The organism is Roseateles chitinivorans, assembly GCF_002761755.1.
Classification (GTDB): domain Bacteria; phylum Pseudomonadota; class Gammaproteobacteria; order Burkholderiales; family Burkholderiaceae_C; genus Roseateles; species Roseateles chitinivorans.
This window is the reverse complement of record NZ_PEOG01000051.1, coordinates 1-17,241: the sequence shown is the minus strand read 5'-3', so window position 1 is coordinate 17,241 and position 17,241 is coordinate 1. Positions and strand designations below refer to the sequence as shown.

The 17,241-nt window shown below is 72.0% G+C and carries 15 protein-coding genes; 7 read left to right on the top strand and 8 right to left on the bottom strand.

The genetic code is table 11. The features are described from left to right. Nucleotides 1–11: 11 nt before the first annotated feature. Entirely contained in the window at nucleotides 12–833 is an 822-nt protein-coding gene (locus CS062_RS17725) for a hypothetical protein (RefSeq protein ID WP_158238822.1), read from the bottom strand. A 185-nt stretch (nucleotides 834–1,018) separates the two neighbouring features. Here CS062_RS17725 and CS062_RS17720 point away from each other — a divergent pair, with 185 nt between their 5' ends. Further along, the gene (locus CS062_RS17720) at nucleotides 1,019–2,023 is read left to right on the top strand and encodes a winged helix-turn-helix domain-containing protein (RefSeq protein WP_158238821.1); all 1,005 of its coding nucleotides are present in this window, start codon (nucleotides 1,019–1,021) and stop codon (nucleotides 2,021–2,023) included. Between the two features lie 65 nt (nucleotides 2,024–2,088). Here CS062_RS17720 and CS062_RS17715 read toward each other — a convergent pair whose 3' ends face one another. Next, on the bottom strand, nucleotides 2,089–5,193 hold the full coding sequence (locus tag CS062_RS17715) for a sensor histidine kinase (RefSeq protein ID WP_158238820.1): 3,105 nt from the start codon (nucleotides 5,191–5,193) through the stop codon (nucleotides 2,089–2,091). Between the two features lie 205 nt (nucleotides 5,194–5,398). On the opposite strand from CS062_RS17715, the gene CS062_RS17710 reads away from it, so the two are divergent. Further along, nucleotides 5,399–6,040 (top strand): response regulator, encoded by a 642-nt coding sequence (locus CS062_RS17710; protein WP_438270484.1) that lies wholly within the window; start codon nucleotides 5,399–5,401, stop codon nucleotides 6,038–6,040. A 43-nt stretch (nucleotides 6,041–6,083) separates the two neighbouring features. Here the strand turns inward: CS062_RS17710 and CS062_RS17705 are convergent, their stop codons facing one another. The 3 genes from CS062_RS17705 to CS062_RS17695 form a co-directional block, all read right to left on the bottom strand. Beyond that, nucleotides 6,084–6,506, bottom strand: a complete 423-nt coding sequence (locus CS062_RS17705) for an organic hydroperoxide resistance protein (RefSeq protein WP_099862909.1) — start codon at nucleotides 6,504–6,506, stop codon at nucleotides 6,084–6,086. 66 nt (nucleotides 6,507–6,572) lie between these two features. Further along, a complete protein-coding gene (locus CS062_RS17700) occupies nucleotides 6,573–7,598 on the bottom strand; it encodes an alpha/beta fold hydrolase (RefSeq protein ID WP_099862908.1) in 1,026 nt (341 codons plus the stop codon). Nucleotides 7,599–7,618: 20 nt separating this feature from the next. Continuing rightward, complete coding sequence (locus CS062_RS17695) at nucleotides 7,619–8,449, bottom strand: alpha/beta fold hydrolase (protein WP_099862907.1); 831 nt, start codon at nucleotides 8,447–8,449, stop codon at nucleotides 7,619–7,621. 231 nt (nucleotides 8,450–8,680) lie between these two features. Here CS062_RS17695 and CS062_RS17690 point away from each other — a divergent pair, with 231 nt between their 5' ends. The 5 genes from CS062_RS17690 to CS062_RS17670 all read left to right on the top strand — a co-directional run bounded on the left by CS062_RS17690 (nucleotide 8,681) and on the right by CS062_RS17670 (nucleotide 15,122). Beyond that, entirely contained in the window at nucleotides 8,681–9,367 is a 687-nt protein-coding gene (locus CS062_RS17690) for a TetR/AcrR family transcriptional regulator (RefSeq protein ID WP_099862906.1), read from the top strand. Between the two features lie 246 nt (nucleotides 9,368–9,613). After that, entirely contained in the window at nucleotides 9,614–10,471 is an 858-nt protein-coding gene (locus CS062_RS17685) for an FAD binding domain-containing protein (RefSeq protein ID WP_099862905.1), read from the top strand. Beyond that, nucleotides 10,455–13,274 carry a molybdopterin-dependent oxidoreductase gene (locus CS062_RS17680; protein WP_099862904.1) on the top strand — a complete coding sequence of 940 codons (2,820 nt, stop codon included), beginning with the start codon at nucleotides 10,455–10,457 and terminating at the stop codon, nucleotides 13,272–13,274. Before CS062_RS17685 ends, CS062_RS17680 begins: the two co-directional genes overlap by 17 nt. 97 nt (nucleotides 13,275–13,371) lie before the next feature. Further along, nucleotides 13,372–13,638, top strand: coding sequence for a DUF3311 domain-containing protein (locus CS062_RS17675; protein WP_099862903.1), 267 nt, complete (start codon nucleotides 13,372–13,374; stop codon nucleotides 13,636–13,638). Beyond that, the gene (locus CS062_RS17670; protein WP_099862902.1) at nucleotides 13,635–15,122 is read left to right on the top strand and encodes a sodium:solute symporter family protein; all 1,488 of its coding nucleotides are present in this window, start codon (nucleotides 13,635–13,637) and stop codon (nucleotides 15,120–15,122) included. The genes CS062_RS17675 and CS062_RS17670 overlap by 4 nt, the downstream gene beginning before the upstream one ends. On the opposite strand, the gene CS062_RS17665 is transcribed toward CS062_RS17670, so the two are convergent. The 3 genes from CS062_RS17665 to CS062_RS17655 form a co-directional block, all read right to left on the bottom strand. Then, nucleotides 15,052–15,450 carry a response regulator transcription factor gene (locus CS062_RS17665; RefSeq protein ID WP_099862901.1) on the bottom strand — a complete coding sequence of 133 codons (399 nt, stop codon included), beginning with the start codon at nucleotides 15,448–15,450 and terminating at the stop codon, nucleotides 15,052–15,054. The two genes, CS062_RS17670 and CS062_RS17665, sit on opposite strands and share 71 nt — an antisense overlap. Further along, on the bottom strand, nucleotides 15,450–16,070 hold the full coding sequence (locus CS062_RS17660; RefSeq protein ID WP_233218119.1) for a response regulator transcription factor: 621 nt from the start codon (nucleotides 16,068–16,070) through the stop codon (nucleotides 15,450–15,452). The genes CS062_RS17665 and CS062_RS17660 overlap by 1 nt, the downstream gene beginning before the upstream one ends. 162 nt (nucleotides 16,071–16,232) lie before the next feature. Next, the coding region (locus CS062_RS17655) for a redoxin domain-containing protein (RefSeq protein ID WP_143742401.1) at nucleotides 16,233–17,241 on the bottom strand (1,009 nt) is incomplete at its 5' end.

Sequence of the window (17,241 nt, the reverse complement as noted above, 5' to 3'; positions counted from 1 at the left end):
CGGTGACGAGATCAGGGCTGAGCGGTGACCGCGTTCAGCGACGATTCCTCGACGACCTGGCCGGCGCTGTTGGTGTGCCGAACCCGGATCACGCCGAAGCCCTTCGCGAACCACAAGGTCGAAGGACCGTCTTGGCCCGCCGCGGCGGGCAGGGTCTTGATCCGGCAGGTGTCGGTGAAGGTCTTGCCGCCCAGCGTCAGGGTTTCGAAGCCCTCGAAGGTCCAGGTTTCCTCCATCGCTTCGGTGTCGGTCTGCCCGGCCTGGGCACCGGTCAGCTGCTGGATGGTGTCGGTGTACTTCAAGACCGTCGACTGCCCGGCCTGAAGGGTCAGCGGCAGCAGGAAGGCTGCGGAATGGACAGTCTTCGACTGCGCCGTGCCAGCGGCGTCGTACTCGACGAATCCCCAGAAGCGGATGCCGGCCGACTCCGGTGACCAGTAGGTCGCGGCACTCCGGATGTCCGTGGCTCCGGCGAATTCCACGCTCCCGTTGCGGGCGGCGCCGTCGAAGCTTTCATTCACGACGAGGACCTTGCCCGACGTGCTGCCCCCATCGGGGTCCGTCATGGTGTACGCCGTGCCAGGCGTCAGGTTGAAGCACGCCGCCAAGGTGGGTCCGGCCGGCGCGGCCGGCACAGGCGGCGTTGCCGGCGTGCCGTCGTCGTCACCGCCACCGCCACCGCAGGCGGCCAGGATGGCGCAAAGGACGGTCGTGAGGAAAAGGTGCTTGGTTGTCGGGGCGTGGGGGCGAGCAAGGTGCATGGCGGGCGTGTTTCGTTGAACGTGCGCGGGTACGGCTTCTGATGGACCGCACCGAGGAATGTCTGATGACATCGCCCAGTTTGCGCAAGCGCCGCCAGCGTGTTCGAAAGGAACTCCAAAGCTTGGACCACCGCGTCATCACCGGCGCCCAACCCATTCCTCACCGCTTCATGACGAGGCCGTCCACTGCGGCGAGAACATGCGGGCCGCGACAAGATCCGTTCGACAATCGCGCATCCCAACATCCGGCCACGTCCGTGAGCGGTGAGATCTTCGTCTTCGGACGCTGCGAGGTGCGCGTCGCGCAGCGGCAAGTCCTGCTCGAGGGCCGTCTCCAGCCCCTCGAACCCTTGCCATTCGACCTGCTGGTCTACCTGATTCGCCATCGCCATCAGGTCGTCACGAAGGCCCGTCTGCTCGACGACGTGTGGCGCAACCGGCACCTCGGCGAGGCTGTGATCTCGGTGGCGATCCAGAAGGCGCGGCTCGCGATCGGCGACAGCGGCAGACCACCGAGGCTGCTCGCCACCGTGCCGCGGAGAGGCTATCGCTTCATCGGCGAGCCGGACGAGCATCAGGTCCGGGAAAGCGCCGACCCGGGCGCCACCTCGGACCGGTCGACCCCGCTGCTTCTCGCCAATCGGCCTTTGCAGGCCGCACCACCCGTCGACAGGTCGCTCATGGGATGGCTGGAGTCCCTGGCCCGCTCCGACGACGCCGCTGCACTGACGCTCGCCACCCGGCTGCTGGAACAGGCCCATGCAGCGGGGCTCGTGCCGATGGAAGCCGCGGCGCATCGCGTGCTGGCTCGCCTTCATGCGCGTCAGGGCGCCGCATGCCTGGCCAAGCTGCATCTCAACGAGGTGATGCGACTGACGGCCGCCGAGGCACCGCCCTGGGAGGCGCGCAACGACCGCCATTTCCTGTACCACGCCCTCGATCAATCGCCCGATCCGATCTTCATCAAGGATCAAGCGCACCGGTGGGTGTTCCTCAACCGGGCGTTCTGCCGCTTCATCGGTCATGCACGCGAAGACCTCCTGGGCAAGTCCGACTACGACTTCTTCCCCGCGGGGCAGGCCGACGTCTTCTGGCAGCAGGACGACGTGGTGCTCCGCTCGCGCGAGGAAAGCACCAACGAGGAAGTCATCACGCCCTCGCGCGGCGCCACCTTCATTGCGACCACGAAGAAGACGATCCTGGTCGACGACAGCCAGGAGAGCTTCCTGATCGGCACGCTGAGGTGCCGGCAGCACGGGTAAGGGCCGGGCGAGCGCCGAGCGCCGCCGCCCAGCCGCTTGGGCCGGGCGAATGGCGAGCGCGCTCCTCAACCTGGACCGGAGCCCGCCTGTTCGGCCTCGTCGGCCGGTGACGCCGGCATCGGCATCGGCATCGCCTCGATCGCGTAGGCCTTCGACGCCCGCAGCGCCAGCGCGACCACCGTGCCGCGGCCGGGCGCGCTCGTGATCCGCAGCCGCGCGCCCAGGCCCTTCGCCCGCTCCCGCATCGAAGCCAGTCCCAGGTGTCCCGGCCGCCCTTGCGCCGCCAGTGCCGGCGGCATGCCTGCGCCGTCGTCGCGCAGCGTCACCCGCAGCCACCATCCGCCGAAGCGCCAGCTCATCGTGATCCGGTCCGCATGGGCATGCCGGAACGCGTTCAGCAGCGCCTCGCCGAGGATCAGCCGCAGCTCGTCCCGCACCTCCGGTCGCAGCGGTCGTTCCCGACCCGTCGTCACCAGATGGAACTCGCCGTCGTAGTCCCGCGCCAGCTGCGCGGCGATGTCCTCCAGCTCACGCGTCAGGCTGCCTCCGGCCGCACCGGCACCGCGCAGCGCCATCACGCGGCGACGGCTCTCGTCGAGCACCTCGTCGGCCATCACCAGGTCCGCATCGATGGCCGCTCTCACCGGATGGGCCGTGGGCAGTTGCGCCGAGTGGGCCTCGACGCGCAGGATCAGCCCTTGCACGCCTTGCAGCAGCGTGTCGTGCAGCTCGCGGGCGATGCGCTCGCGCTCGGCCATGCGGGTGCGCATCTGCTCGCGGGCGCGCCGCGCGGCCTGCCGCAGCCGCAGCCGGTGCAGCGCCCAGGCGAGCGCGGCCACGGCCGCCACGCAGAGTGCGCGGAACCACAGGGTCTGATGGAAGGCGGCCGGGATCTCGATCTCCTGCACCGCCTCCTCGCGAGCGGCCAGGCCGTCGTTGTTGATCGCCAGCACGCGGAACCGGTAACGCCCCGGGCTCAGGCTGGTGTAGACCGTCTCGCGACGCCCACCCGATTCCCGCCAGTGCGCGTCCACGCCCTCGAGCCGGTAGCGGAAGCGCACCCGCTCCGGCACCGCCAGGCTCGCCGCCGAGAAGCGCAGCTCCATCATGTCGGTGCGGCGCGGCAGCACGATCGGCGCGCCCACCGGCACCTCCGCGCCGCCCGCGCGCAGTCCGGTGATCCGCACCACCGGCGCCACCGTGTTGCGCCGCGGCTGCAGCGGGTCCAGCCAGGCGACGCCTGTCGTCCCCGCGAACCACAACCGGCCGTCCTTGGCCTCGACCACGCTCGGCTGAGGCCAGAACGAGGTCGCGCTGCCGGGATAGCCGTCCAGCGCGTCCAGCACCTCCAGTTGCACTGGCTGACGCGGATCCGCGAGGAAGCGCTCCAGCGCCTCGCGGCGCACATGCACCGCGCCCTTGCGCGCGTTGAACCACAGGTCGCCGTTCCCGGTCTCGACGATGCCCGACACCCCGGCCAGGGTCTCCTGGCCCTCGGCGATCAGCGGCACGAAACGATCACCGCGCAGCAGGCTCACGCCGAGGTCGCCGGCAATCAGCAGCCGCGTGCGCCCCGCGTAGACGTGCCGCACATCCCCGACGTCGACGCCCTCGTGCGGACCGAAGCGCCTGGCCTCGCCCTCGCGCCAGCGCCACACCTGGTTGTCCTGCAGACCCAGCCAGAGCGTCCCGTCGGCCGATGCGGCGACGGCGGCCTCGAGGGGCCCGCTCACGCCCGGCAGCGTCAGCGGCGTCCACCGGCCGCCCTGCCAGCGCTGCACGCCCGCCCGCTGGAAGGCCACCAGCACGCCGTCCCCGTTCGGCACGATGCCGTTGATCCAGCGCTCGCCGAGCGCTGGCGGCCGCGGCACCTCCGTCCAGCGCTCGCCCTCGCGGCGCCACAGCCCTCCTGGCCCGCCCATCCAGAGCCGTCCGGCGCCGTCGCGTCCCATCGCGGTGATCTGCCCGTCCGGTCCGGCCTGCCGCCGGCCGTCGCCAGCCGGGCCGGACATCCGCCACAGCGACGACGCCACCGGCGAGTACGCCGACACCATCACCGCGCCGTCCGCCTCGGCCGACAAGGCGTAGTTGCTCGTCGCGCGCGGCATCGGCGCAGGCACCAGCGGCGATCGGCGGAAGCGGTCGAGGCCGCTCTTGGTCGCCACCCAGAGACTGCCCTCGGCATCCTCCAGGATCATCATCCCGAAGTCGCCCGACAGCCCCTGCGGCGCGGCCATGCGCTCGGGCTCGCCGCTCAGCGGCACACGGTCCCCCTCCAGCGGCCACGGCAGACGACGGCGGCACAACCCGGCCGGGCAGTACACGGTCCATAGGTTGCCTTCCCGATCGGCCACCGTCGACGACCCGCGGCGCGTCGCGAGCAAAGGATCGCGAGCGAGCGGCGCCTGCGACACGGCGGGGGCCTTGCGCATCTCCTTCGGATGGACGAACCACGCCTCGCCGCGGATCACCTGAATGCTGAGTGCGCCGGTGCAATCGCCGACCGGGCGGAAGCGCGCCTCGCCCTGCGGCAGGGCCAGCAGCCGCTCGTCGTCGCACACCCAGACCGTGCCGCGGCCATCGGCCACCACGCCATCGATCGCGCGCGTCGGCACGCCGTGCTCGGGGCCGATGTGCGTCCATGTCGTTCCGTCGAAACGGAACAGCCCGGTCGGACTGCCCGCCCAGACCGTGCCGTCCGCGCCTTCCGCGATGAAACGGATGCGCGCTCCGGCGACGGCTTCCTGCTCCGGGACGCGCCACACCTGACCGCCGCGGATCCGCACCAGGCCGCGCGGGAAGAACGCGGCCCAGAGGTCGCCGTTGGACATCGCCACCAGCCGACCCACCGCCGCGGACGGGAACAGCTCGGGCGGGTTCGGCCGGAAGCGCTCGAAGCGCACGCCATCGAAGGCGGTCAGCCCGTTCGGACCGCCCATCCAGAGCAGGCCGTCCGCGGTCTGGGCCATCGCCCAGGTCTCCATCGGCACGCCGTCGGCAGCAGTCCAGGCATGGTGATGGAACTGCTGCAGGTGCAGGGTGCGATCCAGCGCCCAGGCCGGCCGCACACCGGCCAGCAACCACGCCGCCAGCAGCGCCGACAGCAGCCAGGCGATCGATGCCGGCACGGCGCGCGCCGGACGCACGGCACGGCGGGTCGGAACGGGCATCGGGCGGGGAAGCGTCATCGGGCCGGAACGCTATCAGAACTTGGCGACGAAGCACCCGCTCGCGGCCGGCCGGGCGATCAGCGCGCGCGCCGACGGACCGACCGCCGGCGCTAACTCTTTCGAGGGAGGCTGCGGGGACTTGCGGAGGCCCGACGCGGGCCGGTGCGGCTACGCTTCGGCCCTGTCGCTTCCGACCCGAGTCCGCGTGATCGATCCCGCCCCGACCTCTCCGCCCATCACCGTGATGGCCGTCGATGACCATGCGCTGATGCGCAGCGGCATCGCGTCCGTCATCGATGCCGAGCCCGACATGCGCCTCGTCGCCGAGGCCTCGACCGGGCTCGAGGCGGTGGCGCGCTTCCGGCAGCACCAGCCGGATGTCACGCTGATGGACCTGCGCATGCGGGACATGGACGGCATCGAGGCGATGACCGCGATCCGCCGCGAGTTCCCGCAGGCGCGGATCGTGATCCTGACCACCTTCCCGGGCGACTTCCAGGCGGTGCGCGCGATGAAGGCCGGCGCCTGCGGCTACCTGCTCAAGGGCCTGATGCGCACCGAGCTGATCGAGACGATCCGCGGCGTGCATGCCGGACAGCTGATGGTGCCGGCGGTAATCGAGGCGGCCATCGCCGAGCACGCCGGCAGCCGCACGCTCTCGCTGCGCGAGACACAGGTGCTGCGCCTGGTGGCGCTGGGCCACGCCAACAAGGAAGTGGCGGAAAGCCTGTCGCTGACCGAAGAGACGGTGAAGGTCCACATGCGGACCATCCTCGGCAAGCTCTCCGCCAAGGACCGCACCCACGCGGTCACGATCGCGCTCAAGCGCGGGATCATCGAGCTCTGAGCCTCGGCCGCTCGACGTGACCGTCGTGGCGGGGCCGGAACGCTCAGCCGACGGTGAAGCTCACTTCAATGTTCCCGCGCGTCGCCAGCGAGTACGGGCAGATCTGGTGCGCGCCGTCCACCAGCGCCCACTTCTGCGCCTCGGTCAGGCCGGGCAGCACCACGTGCAGCTTCGCCGCCAGCGCGAAGCCGCCGTCGGTGGTCGTGCCGAGCGAGATGTCGGCCTGGATGGACGCGTCGTCGGGCACGCGGATCGGCTCGGCGGTCTTCACGCGGCGCATCGCGCCCATGAAGCAGGCCGACCAGCCGACCGCCAGCAGCTGCTCGGGGTTGGTGCCCGGCCCGCCGGAGCCCGGCAGGCTCAGCCGGACGTCGAGCGCGCCATCGCTGGACTTGCCGGTGCCGTCGCGGCCGCCGGTGGTCAGCGTGGAACCGGTATAGAGAACCTTGTCGATCGTGCGGGTCATGGAGAAATCCCTCGAAGTCGGAAAGTGGAACGGGAAGCGGGGAGGCGCAAGCGGCGGACGCCAGGCTCACCACTGCGCGACGTCGATGACGGCCTTGGCGAAGTCGGCCGGCGCTTCCTGCGGCAGGTTGTGGCCGATGCCGCCGGTCAGCGCGCGGTGCTCGTACTTGCCGGTGAAGCGCGAGCGGTAAGCGGCCGCCGGTGGGTGCGGTGCGCCGTTGGCGTCGCCCTCGAGCGTGATCGTGGGCATCGCCACCGTCTTCACCTGCGCCAGCCGGGTCTCGAGCGGCTCGTACTGCGGGTCGGTCTCGGCCGCGCCGATGCGCGAGCGGTAGTTGTGCACCACCAGCGCGACGTGGTCCGGGTTCACCAGGTTCGCGGCGCTGCGATCGAAGGTCGCGTCGTCGAAGTTCCACTTCGGCGAGGCCTGGTGCCAGATGAAGCGGGCGAAGGCCTTCAGGTTCTTCTCGTAGCCGATGCGGCCGCGCTCGGTGGCGAAGTAGTACTGGTACCACCACGTGAACTCGTCGGCCGGAGACAGGGGCGTCAGCGCGGTGGTCCGATCCAGCACCAGGAAACCGCTCACCGACACCAGCGCCTGGCAGCGCTCGGGCCACAGCGCGGCCATGACGCAGGCGTTGCGCGCGCCCCAGTCGCAGCCGCCGAAGATGGCCTTGCGGATGCCCAGCGCATCCATCAGCGCGATGCCGTCGGCCGCCAGCGCGGTCTGCTGCGCCGACCGCATCGTGGCGTCCGAGAGGAAGCGCGTCGTGCCGTAGCCGCGCAGGTGCGGCACGATCACGCGGAAGCCCTGCGACGCCAGCATCGGCGCGACCTCCTCGTAGCCATGGATGTCGTAGGGCCAGCCGTGGAACAGCATCACCGGCGTGCCGTTGCGCGGACCGATGTCGATGTAGCCGACGTTCAGCGGGCCGGCGTCGATCTGCCGCACCGGGCCGAAGGCGGCGCGGCCGACGGCGGCCGGGGCGGAGGTGGCGGCGGTCGCCCGGCCGGTCAGCCCGCTCAGGGCCAGGCCGGCGCCGGTCGCGGCGGCGAGCGACAGGAAGTCGCGGCGGTGGGTGTCTGCGGTCATGGCGGTCTCCTGTTGCCGACTCACTCGGCGGACTTCGCGGCGGTCTCGATCAGCGCGGCGACCTCATGGGCGTGGCTGACCATCGGCACGTGCGAGGCATTGGGGATCACGACGGTCCGGCGCGCATGCGCGCGCTCGGCCATCCAGGCCATCGCGGCCGGCGGGATGTTCTTGTCCGCGGCGCCGTAGACGAAGTACACCGGGTGGTCCTTCCACGCGGTGCCCTGGCTGGGTTCCTTCAGCGCCGCCTCGGCCACCGGACGCTGGCCGACGGCCATCAGGCGCGCGGCGTCCGGCTTCACGTCGGCGGCGAACTGGTTGCGGAACTTGTCCTGGTCGATGTACAGGTCCACGCCGCCCTCGGGCAGCGGCACCGGCGCGGCCAGCGCGTCGCCCAGGGTGCTGCCGGGGAACTTGCCGGCCAGCTCGACGACCGACTCGCCCTGCTCCGGCGCGAAGGCCGAGACATACACCAGCGCCTTCACGCGGGCATTGCCGGTGGCGGCATTGCTGATCACCGAGCCGCCGTACGAATGGCCGACCAGCACCACCGGACCGGCGATCTTGTCGAGCAGGCTGGCGGTGTAGCGCGCGTCGCCGGAGACGCTGCGCAGCGGATTGGCGACCGCGACGACGGGATAGCCCTTGCCACGCAGCTCGCCGGCCACGCCGTTCCAGCTGGAGGCGTCGGCGAAGGCGCCGTGGACCAGCACGATGGTGGGCTTGGCGGCGGCGACGGGCGCATCCTTGGCGAGCGCCGGGCCGGCGGCCGACAGCACGGCCGCGACGCCGAGCGCGGCGACGGCGCCCAGGGCGGCCGGGAGGAAGGAACGGGGCGAAGGTGAAGACATGGCGGGCCTCTGCTGGATCGGGGTGGATGTCGGCGGAACCCCTGTCCCGCCGCTGTCCGCCATCAGAGCAGCGCCGCCGCGCGCGGCAAATTGAACCTGCGGGCGCGCCGGCCCATACCTGCGTATGGTCCCGGGGGCCCGAGGACAACCCGGTTGCCGGTGGCCCCGGCGCTGCGTATCATGAGGCGATTCATGTAGTGCTCGCTACATGAAATCGCATTCAGGACATTCATGGCTCAGACGAAGCAGACCAAGGCGGTGCGCGGCACCGGTGTGCGCGAGGCCGCGGCGCAGGCCACCCGCGACAGCATCCTCAAGGCAGCGACCAAGGTGTTCGCGCGCTACGGCTACGACGGCGGCAGCATCGAGAAGATCTCCAGTTCGGCGAAGACGCACGACCGGATGATCTATTACTACTTCGGCAGCAAGGAGGGCCTGTTCATCGCGGTGCTCGAGGGCATCTACCACCGCATGGACCGGGCGGAAGCCACCTGCGCGCCGGACACCGCCGACCCGGTCGCGGCGCTCAAGACGGTGATCCGCTTCAAGATCGACTACTACCGCCGCCACCCGGAGTTCGTCACTCTGCTCAACACCGAGAACCTGCACAAGGGCAAGCATGTGGCGAAGTCGGAGAAGGCGGTGGAGTACTCGTCCACCGCGGTCGACCTGATCCGCGACATCCTGGACGCCGGCGTCGCACAGGGCCTGTTCCGCGCCGACCTGCGCCCGCGCGATGTCTATCTGCTGATCGTGTCGACGGCCTACTTCTTCACCTCCAACCGCCACACGCTGTCCGCCTTCCTGGGCGAATCGCTGGAGACGCCGGAGGCGGTCGCCGCCTGGGAGCGCTTCGTCACCGACAGCGTGCTGCGCGTCGTGCGGGCCGATGCGGCGCCGCTCCCGGTCACGGCCTGAGCCGGCGGCGCGATCGCGCCGCGGGTTCAGCGCACTGCGCCATCGGCATGGCCAGGAGCCGCGTTTTCCCGGAACCGGTACCCCGTTCGAGGTAGCGCGTCGCCAGCCCCGTGGACATCGCGGCCATCGGCCATCCGTGATGTCCGCCGCGACTTGTAGGATGAATTCATCCGGCCCGGCACACCGCCCCTCACCCACCCAGGCGCGTGTCCCGCGCCTCGCGACGGGCCCCGGCCGACTGCCCCGATGACCTACTTCCGCCCCACCTCGCTCGAGGACGCGCTTGCCGTGCTGGCCGAGCCGCGGCCCGCGCCGCGTCGCGTCCTCTGCGGCGGTACCGATGCCTATGCCGACCCGGGCGCACGGCCGCCCAGCGGCGGCTGGCTCGACATCAGCCGCCTGGACGCGCTGCACGGCATCGCCCCGCGCGACGGCGACCTGCGCATCGGCGCTGCCACGACCTGGGACGCGATCGAGCGCTGCGCGCTGCTGCCGGCCTCGCTGCGCGAAGCCGCGCATCAGGTGGGTTCGCGGCAGGTCCGCGTCGCGGGCAGCCTGGGCGGCAACCTCTGCCATGCCGCGCCGGCGGCGGACGGCGTGCCGCCGCTGCTGACGCTGGACGCCCAGGTCGAGCTGACCAGCCTGCGCGGCATGCGCCGGCTGCGGCTTGATGAGTTCCTGCTCGGCCGCCGCCGCACGGCGCTCGCCGCCGATGAGCTGCTCACCGCCGTCCTCCTTCCCGCGAGCGCCACGGCCGGCCGCACCGCCTTCCTGAAGTGCGCCAACCGCGACGGCACCGCGCTGGCGGTGGTCTCGGCCGCCGTCCGCCTGCGCTGGTCCGAGAGCGGCGTCGTGTCGCAGGCCGCGGTGGCGGTCGGCGCCGCGTCCGAGGTGCCGGTGCGCCTTCGCGCGCTCGAGCAAGGCCTGGAAGGCGCCCGGCCGGACGCCCTGTCGCGTCTGATCCGCGAGAGCCCCCTGCCCGAACTGGCGCCGATCGACGATGTGCGCGGCTCCGCCGGCCTGCGTCGTCACCTGGCACGCATTGCCGTCGAACGCGCCTGCGCGCGCTGCATGAAGGAGGCCGGCGATGGCGCGTCCGCTTGATCCGATCCACGCTCGCGCCGCGACGAACGCCCCGACCGAGTCGGGATGGGTCGAGGTCAACGGCCTGCGACAGGCGCTGCCGGCCGATCTGGCCCGCACCGCGGTCGACTTCCTGCGCGAGGACCTGCGACTGCGCGGCACCAAGGTCGGGTGCGGCCAGGGCGATTGCGGCAGCTGCACGATCGTCGTCGACGGCCAGCCGCGCTACGCCTGCGTGACGCCGGTCGCGCAGCTCGACGGCTGCCGCGTGACGACGGTCGAGGGCCTCGCCGCTGCCAGTCGGTGCGGCGCCCGGCTGCAGCAGGCCTTTCTGGCCCACCAGGCGGTGCAGTGCGGCTTCTGCATCCCCGGCATGCTGATGGCGGCCTCGGCGGCGATCGACGCCGGCGAGGTGCGGGATCGCGCCGGCGCCCGCGCCGCGATCGACGGCGTGCTGTGCCGCTGCACCGGCTATCGCAAGATCGTCGACGCGGTAACCGAGGTCGGCACCGGTGCTGCGCCCCGCCCGCTCACGCCACCGCCCGGCGCCGGCGAGGGCCCGGCGGTCGGCCGCCCGCTGACGCGGCTGGACGGCGCCGAGAAGGTCGACGGCAGCCAAGGATTCGGCGCCGACGGCATCCCCGCCGACAGCCTCTACCTGCGCGCGGTGCGCTGCCCCTTTCCACGCGCGCGCTTCGTGCTCGGCGACCTCGACGCCTACCTGCGCGCCCACCCCGGCCTGCACCGCGTGCTGACGCATGCCGACGTACCGGGCCGCAACCTGCATGGCATCGCGCCGGCCTATGCCGACCAGCCGGTGCTGCCCGCCGGCGAGGCCCGCCATCACCTCGAAGCGGTCGCACTGATCGTCGGCGAGCGCGAGGCCGTCGCCGGACTGGACCTCACCGGCTTCCCGATCGATTGGGAGCCGCTGCCGGCGGTCTTCACCGTCGACGAGGCCGCCCGCCAAGGCGCCCCGCTGCTGCATGCGAGCCGCGCCGGCAACCTGCTGGTCGAGGGCCGCGTACTGCGCGGAGACGCCGCGTCCGCGCTGCGCGACGCCGCGCATGTGGTCACCGGCCGTTTCGCGTCGAGCTTCGTCGAGCATGCCTACCTCGAGCCGGAAGCCGGCTGGGCGCGCCGCGTCGGCGACACGATCGAGCTGCATTCGCCGACGCAGGCGCCGCATCCGCACCGCGAGGACCTGGCCCGCGTGCTGGGCGTGCCGGAGCAGCGCGTGCGCGTCGTGCCGACCGCCGTTGGTGGCGGCTTCGGCGGCAAGCTGGACATGACGGTGCAACCGCTGCTCGCGGTCGCCGCCTGGCACCTGGACCGGCCGGTCGCGATCGTCTTCACCCGCGAGGAGTCGATGGCCTCGTCGACCAAGCGCCATCCGGCCCGCATCGTCTCGACGATGGCGGCCGGCAGCGATGGCCGGCTGCGGGCCGTCGAGTTCGAGGGCGACTACAACACCGGCGCCTTCGCCTCCTGGGGAACGGCCGTCGCCAACCGCGTGCCGGTCCATGCGTGCGGTCCCTACCGGCTGCCGCATTACGCGGCGCGGGCCCGCGCCATCCACACGCATGTGACGCCGGCCGGCGCCTTCCGGGGCTTCGGCGTGCCGCAGACGACGATGTCGCAGGAGCAGCTGATCGACGAGCTGGCACTGAAGGCCGGCTGGGATCCGCTGGAGTTCCGCGCGCTCAACGCGCTGCGGCCCGGCGACATGCTGCCGACCGGTCAGTTGCTGGACGAGAGCGTCGGCCTGATCGAGTGCCTCGATGCGCTGCGGCCGCGGTGGACCGAGGCGCGGGCGCGGCTCGCCGCGCGCAATGCCGAGGCGCCGCCACAGCTGCGGCACGGCGTCGGTCTGGCCGCGTTCTTCTATGGCTGCGGCAACACCGGCACGCCCAATCCGTCGACGGTGCGCATCGGCGTGCGGCCCGACGGGACGCTGGTGCTGCACCAGGGCGCGGTCGACGCCGGCCAGGGCTCGAACACGGTGATCCCGCAGATCGTGGCCGACGCGCTCGGCGTACCGGTGGGCCGGCTCCAGATCGTCGGGCCCGACACCCACCTGACGCCCGACTGCGGTCGCACCTCGGCCTCGCGCCAGACCTTCGTGACCGGGCGGGCGGCCTTCCTGGCCGGCACGGCGCTGCGGCGGCGCATCCGTGCGCTGCTCGGCGCGGCCGAGGAGGCGTCGATCCACTTCGGCGACGGCTGGGTCGGCGCGGGCGACGCGCGCCTGTCGCTGCGCGAGTTGCCGCTGGATGCGCAGGGCTATGCGCTGTGCGCCGAGGAGCGCTTCGATCCGCCGACGCGATCGCTGGACGCCGCCGGCCAGGGCCGGCCCTACGCGACCTACGCCTTCGGCGCGCAGATGGCGGAGGTGGAAGTCGACCTCGAGACCGGGCGGGTGCGGGTGCGCCGCGTCGTCGCCGCGCATGACGTCGGCCGGCGCGTCAACCCGACGCTGCTGGAGGGCCAGATCGAAGGCGCCGTGGCCCAGGGCGTCGGCCTGGCGCTGATGGAGCAGTACCTGCCCGGCCGCAACAACAACCTGCATGACTACCTGATCCCGACGGTGCATGACGTGCCCGAGGTCGAGGTGCTGTTCGTCGAGGCGCCGACGCCGATCGGCCCCTACGGCGCCAAGGGGATCGGCGAGCCGGCGCTGGTGCCGACGGCCGCCGCGATCCTGAACGCGATCCACCACGCCACCGGCGCGCGGGTCCGCGAGGCGCCGGCCACGCCGGATGTCGTGCTGCGCGCGCTGGCCGCCGCCGGCCGCGGCCTGGTCCGCGCACCGGGTGCGTCCTGATGTGCGCCGCGATCCGCCGCATGCTGAGCCGCCGGTCGATCCTCCCTGGCCCTGGGGTGCCCCTTGGCCAAGCCGTCCTCCACGAAGGAATGATCCGATGACGCCCGCTGCCTCCCACGTGCCGCCGTCGCGGCGCCACCGCTGGCTGGCCCTGCTGCCGGTGCTGCACGCGCTGGCCGGCGTGGTCCTCGCCAACCGCGTCCAGCCCTTCGTGCTCGGGCTGCCGTTCTTCATGGCCTGGACGATCGCGGGCGTGCTGCTGGCCGCGCTGGTGATGGCGGCGATCTACCGCCTCGACCCGGCCAACCGCGGCGACACGGAAAACGGCGCCGACGACGGCCCCGACCCGAGGACCGACGCATGAACGCCGCCACCATCGTCTTGCTGGCGGCGCTGGCCTTCGCGCTCTGGACCGGCCTGCGCGCGCGGCGCGGCGTCACCATGGACCTGGCCCAGTGGAGCGTGGGCGGGCGGGGCTTCTCCGCGCTGCTCGTGTTCGTGCTGATGGCCGGCGAGCTCTACACCACCTTCACCTTCCTCGGCGCCAGCGGCTACGCCTATGGCCACGGCGGCGCCGCGCTCTACATCCTGGTCTACACCTGCCTGGCCTTCGTGATGTCGTACTGGCTGCTGCCGCCGATCTGGCGCTTCGCCAAGCGGCATGGCGCGATGACGCAGCCCGAGGTCTTCGCGCGGCTCTACGACAGCCCGGCGCTGGGCCTGCTGGTCGCCGTGGTCGCGCTGCTGGCGCTGGTGCCCTACCTGGTCGTGCAGATGAAGGGCCTGGGCCTGATCGTCGAGCTGACCTCGTACGGCGCGCTGTCGCCGGCGGCCGCCGTCTGGATCGGCGCCAGCGTCATGACGGTCTATGTGATGCTGTCCGGCATCCACGGCTCGGCACTGACCGCGGTGGTGAAGGACGTGCTGGTGCTGCTGGTCTGCGTGTTCCTGGGGCTCTATCTGCCGTATCACCACCATGGCGGCCTGGGCCCGATGTTCGAGCGCATCGAGGCAGCCCGGCCCGGCTTCCTCGCGCTGCCCGCCGAGGGCCGCAACCCGGTCTGGTTCCTGTCGACGGTGGCGCTCTCGACGCTGGGCATGTACCTCTGGCCGCATGCGTTCAGCGCCGTGTTCACCGCAAAGTCCGAGCGCAGCTTCCGCAAGAATGCGGTCGTCATGCCGCTGTACGCGCTGGTGATGCTGTTCTCGATGTTCGCCGGCTTCGCGGCGGTGCTGGAGGTGCCGGGGCTGAGCGGCGGCCAGATCGACCTGGCCCTGCTGAAGCTGTCGCTGAAGACCTTCGACCCCTGGTTCGTCGGCGTCATCGGCGCGGCCGGCATGCTGACCGCGCTGGTGCCGGGCTCGATCATGCTGATCTCGGCCTCGACGCTGCTGGCGCGCAACCTCTACCGGCCGCTGTTCCCACGCAGCGACGACGCGCGGCTGGCCGCGGTCTCGCGGCTCGCGGCGCCGCTGCTGACCGTGATCGCGGTGCTGCTGACGCTGGGCGGCGGCGCCAGCATCGTCGCGCTGCTGCTGATGGGCTTCGGCATCGTCACGCAGCTGGCCCCTGCGCTGCTGGCGGCACTGGTCGCGCCGCGGCTCGCCAGCCGGCATGGCGCGATCGCGGGCGTGCTGGTCGGCGTGGGCTTCGTCGCGTTCACCGTCGTCACCGGCGCGACGACACGCACGCTGCTGCCCGCCGCGCCGGCCTGGGTGCATGACCTCAACATCGGCATCGTCGGGCTGGCGCTCAACCTCGCGGTGATGCTGGGGGTCAGCCGGCTGGTGCCAGCGCGCGGCGCACCCAGTCCTCGAGCTCCCCTGCGTCGACCGGCTTCTCGATGACGCACAGCGCGCCCTGTCCCATCGCGCGCTCGCGCACCGCCGCCGAGGTCAGCGCGGTGATGAACACGGTGGGCACGGCCAGGCCATCGCGCTGCAACCGCGCCAGCAGGCCGATGCCGTCCAGGCGGGTCATGTGGATGTCGCAGACCAGGCAGTCGACCCGCGGCGCCACGCCGTCCTCCAGGAACTCGATCGCCGACGCGTAGCTGCGCGCCTCCCAACCGACCGCGCGGACCAGGCTGCTGGTGGCCGCGCGGACGAAGGGATCGTCGTCGACGATGGCCACGAGCGCGCGCGGCGGCGCCGTCGGGTGGCCGATGCCAGGCATCAGGCGGCCTCGCGGATCACGCCGATGGCCTGCATCTTGCGCACCAGCTCCGCCACCGAGCGCGAGCGCATCTTGCGCATCGCCTGCCCGCGATGGATCTTGGCGGTGATCTCCGCGATGCCCATCTCGCCGGCGATCTGCTTGTTCATGCGGCCGGCCGCGACATGGCCCAGCACCTCCCGCTCCCGCGGCGTCAGCGAGGCCCAGCAGCCGCGCACATCGTCGAGCGCGCGCTCGACGGCCAGCCGGCGCGCGTCCGCGTCCAGCGCGGCGACAACCGCGTCGATCATGTCCTGGTCGCGGAATGGCTTCTCCAGGAAGTCGCGCGCGCCGGCCTTCATCGCCCGGACCGTCATCGACACGTCGCCATGCCCGGTCATGAAGATCACCGGCATCGGCCCGAGTCCGCGGCTCGCCATCGACTGCTGGAAGGCCAGCCCGCTCTCGCCGCGCAGCCGCACGTCCAGCACCAGGCAGCCCGGCCCGGGCCCCTTGGGCGCGGCGAGGAAGGCGGCGGTCGTCGGGAAGTCCCGCACCTCCAGGTCCATCGAGCGCAGCAGGCTGGCCAGCGAGCTGCGGATCAGGTCCTCGTCGTCGACGATGTAGACGGTGCGGCGCATGGCCGCGTCCGCGGGCGCCGCGGCGGGAAGGCCGGGTCGGACGGACGATGGGATCAGGGACTGCATGACGGACACCTCGATGCGCTGGCGCGCAAGGTAGCAGAAGCCAAGGCGCAAGGGACGCCCGCGAGGGCGTCCCTATACGCATGTATGAGCGGGCGATCAGCCGAAGGTGAAGGCATAGGCGCGCACGCCGGGGTCCAGGAAACGGATCTCGATTCGCCGGTCGCGCACCGTTCCGCGCTGGCGCACCAGCTGGTAGAGCCGACTGGCGTCGACACGCCCGCGCCCCTGCGCGTCCACGTCCAGGCCGTGCTCCTCGCCAGGCGCCTGTCCGTCGATCGTCAGCACGAAGCGCGCGCCATCGGGCGGCCCGGCCATCACCAGGTGCAGGTCCCGCGCATGGAAACGGATGGCGATCGCCCCCGCGCCGCCCGTCCCGCCGGCGCCGCCCCCATCGGTGCCGGCCGTCATGCCGCCGAGTTGCGCGAACTCCGGTCCGACGGTCCACAGCCCCGACAGCGCCCATTCGTTCAGGCCGAGGCGGCCCGCCGAGTAGCGCCGCGGCTGGTCGCGCAGCAGCGGCTCCGGCGAGGCCATCGCATTGGCCTGCGCATAACCGAGGTAGCTCTCCGGCGAGCGCAGGTTGTCGAGGTCCGCCGGCATGCCGACGCCGCTCAAGTCGGTCGCGACGGGCGCGGCCGCCCGGGGCGGCATCGGCGCGGCGCCCTTGGCCTCGCGCAGCAGCGCCTGGATCACCTGCTCGGTGGTCTCCGCGCCTTCCTCGCCGAACTGGTGATGGCGCAGGCGCCCTTGCGCATCGACCAGGTAGATCGCCGGCCAGAAGCGGTTGCGATAGGCGCGCCAGATCTTGTAGCCGTCGTCCAGCGCGATCGGGTAGTCGAGCTTCAGGTCCTTGGCCGCGCGTGCCACGTTGGCCGGGTCCTTCTCGAAGGCGAATTCCGGCGAATGCACGCCGACCACCACCACCCCCTGCCCGGCATAGCGCTGCGCCCAGGCGCGGACATGGGGCAGCGTGCGCAGGCAGTTGATGCAGGAGTAGGTCCAGAAGCTGACGACGACCACCTTGCCGCGCAATGCCTCGAGCGCCAGCGGCGGCGAGTTGAGCCAGCCGGTCGCGCCGGTGAAGCCGGGGGCGACGCCCTCGACG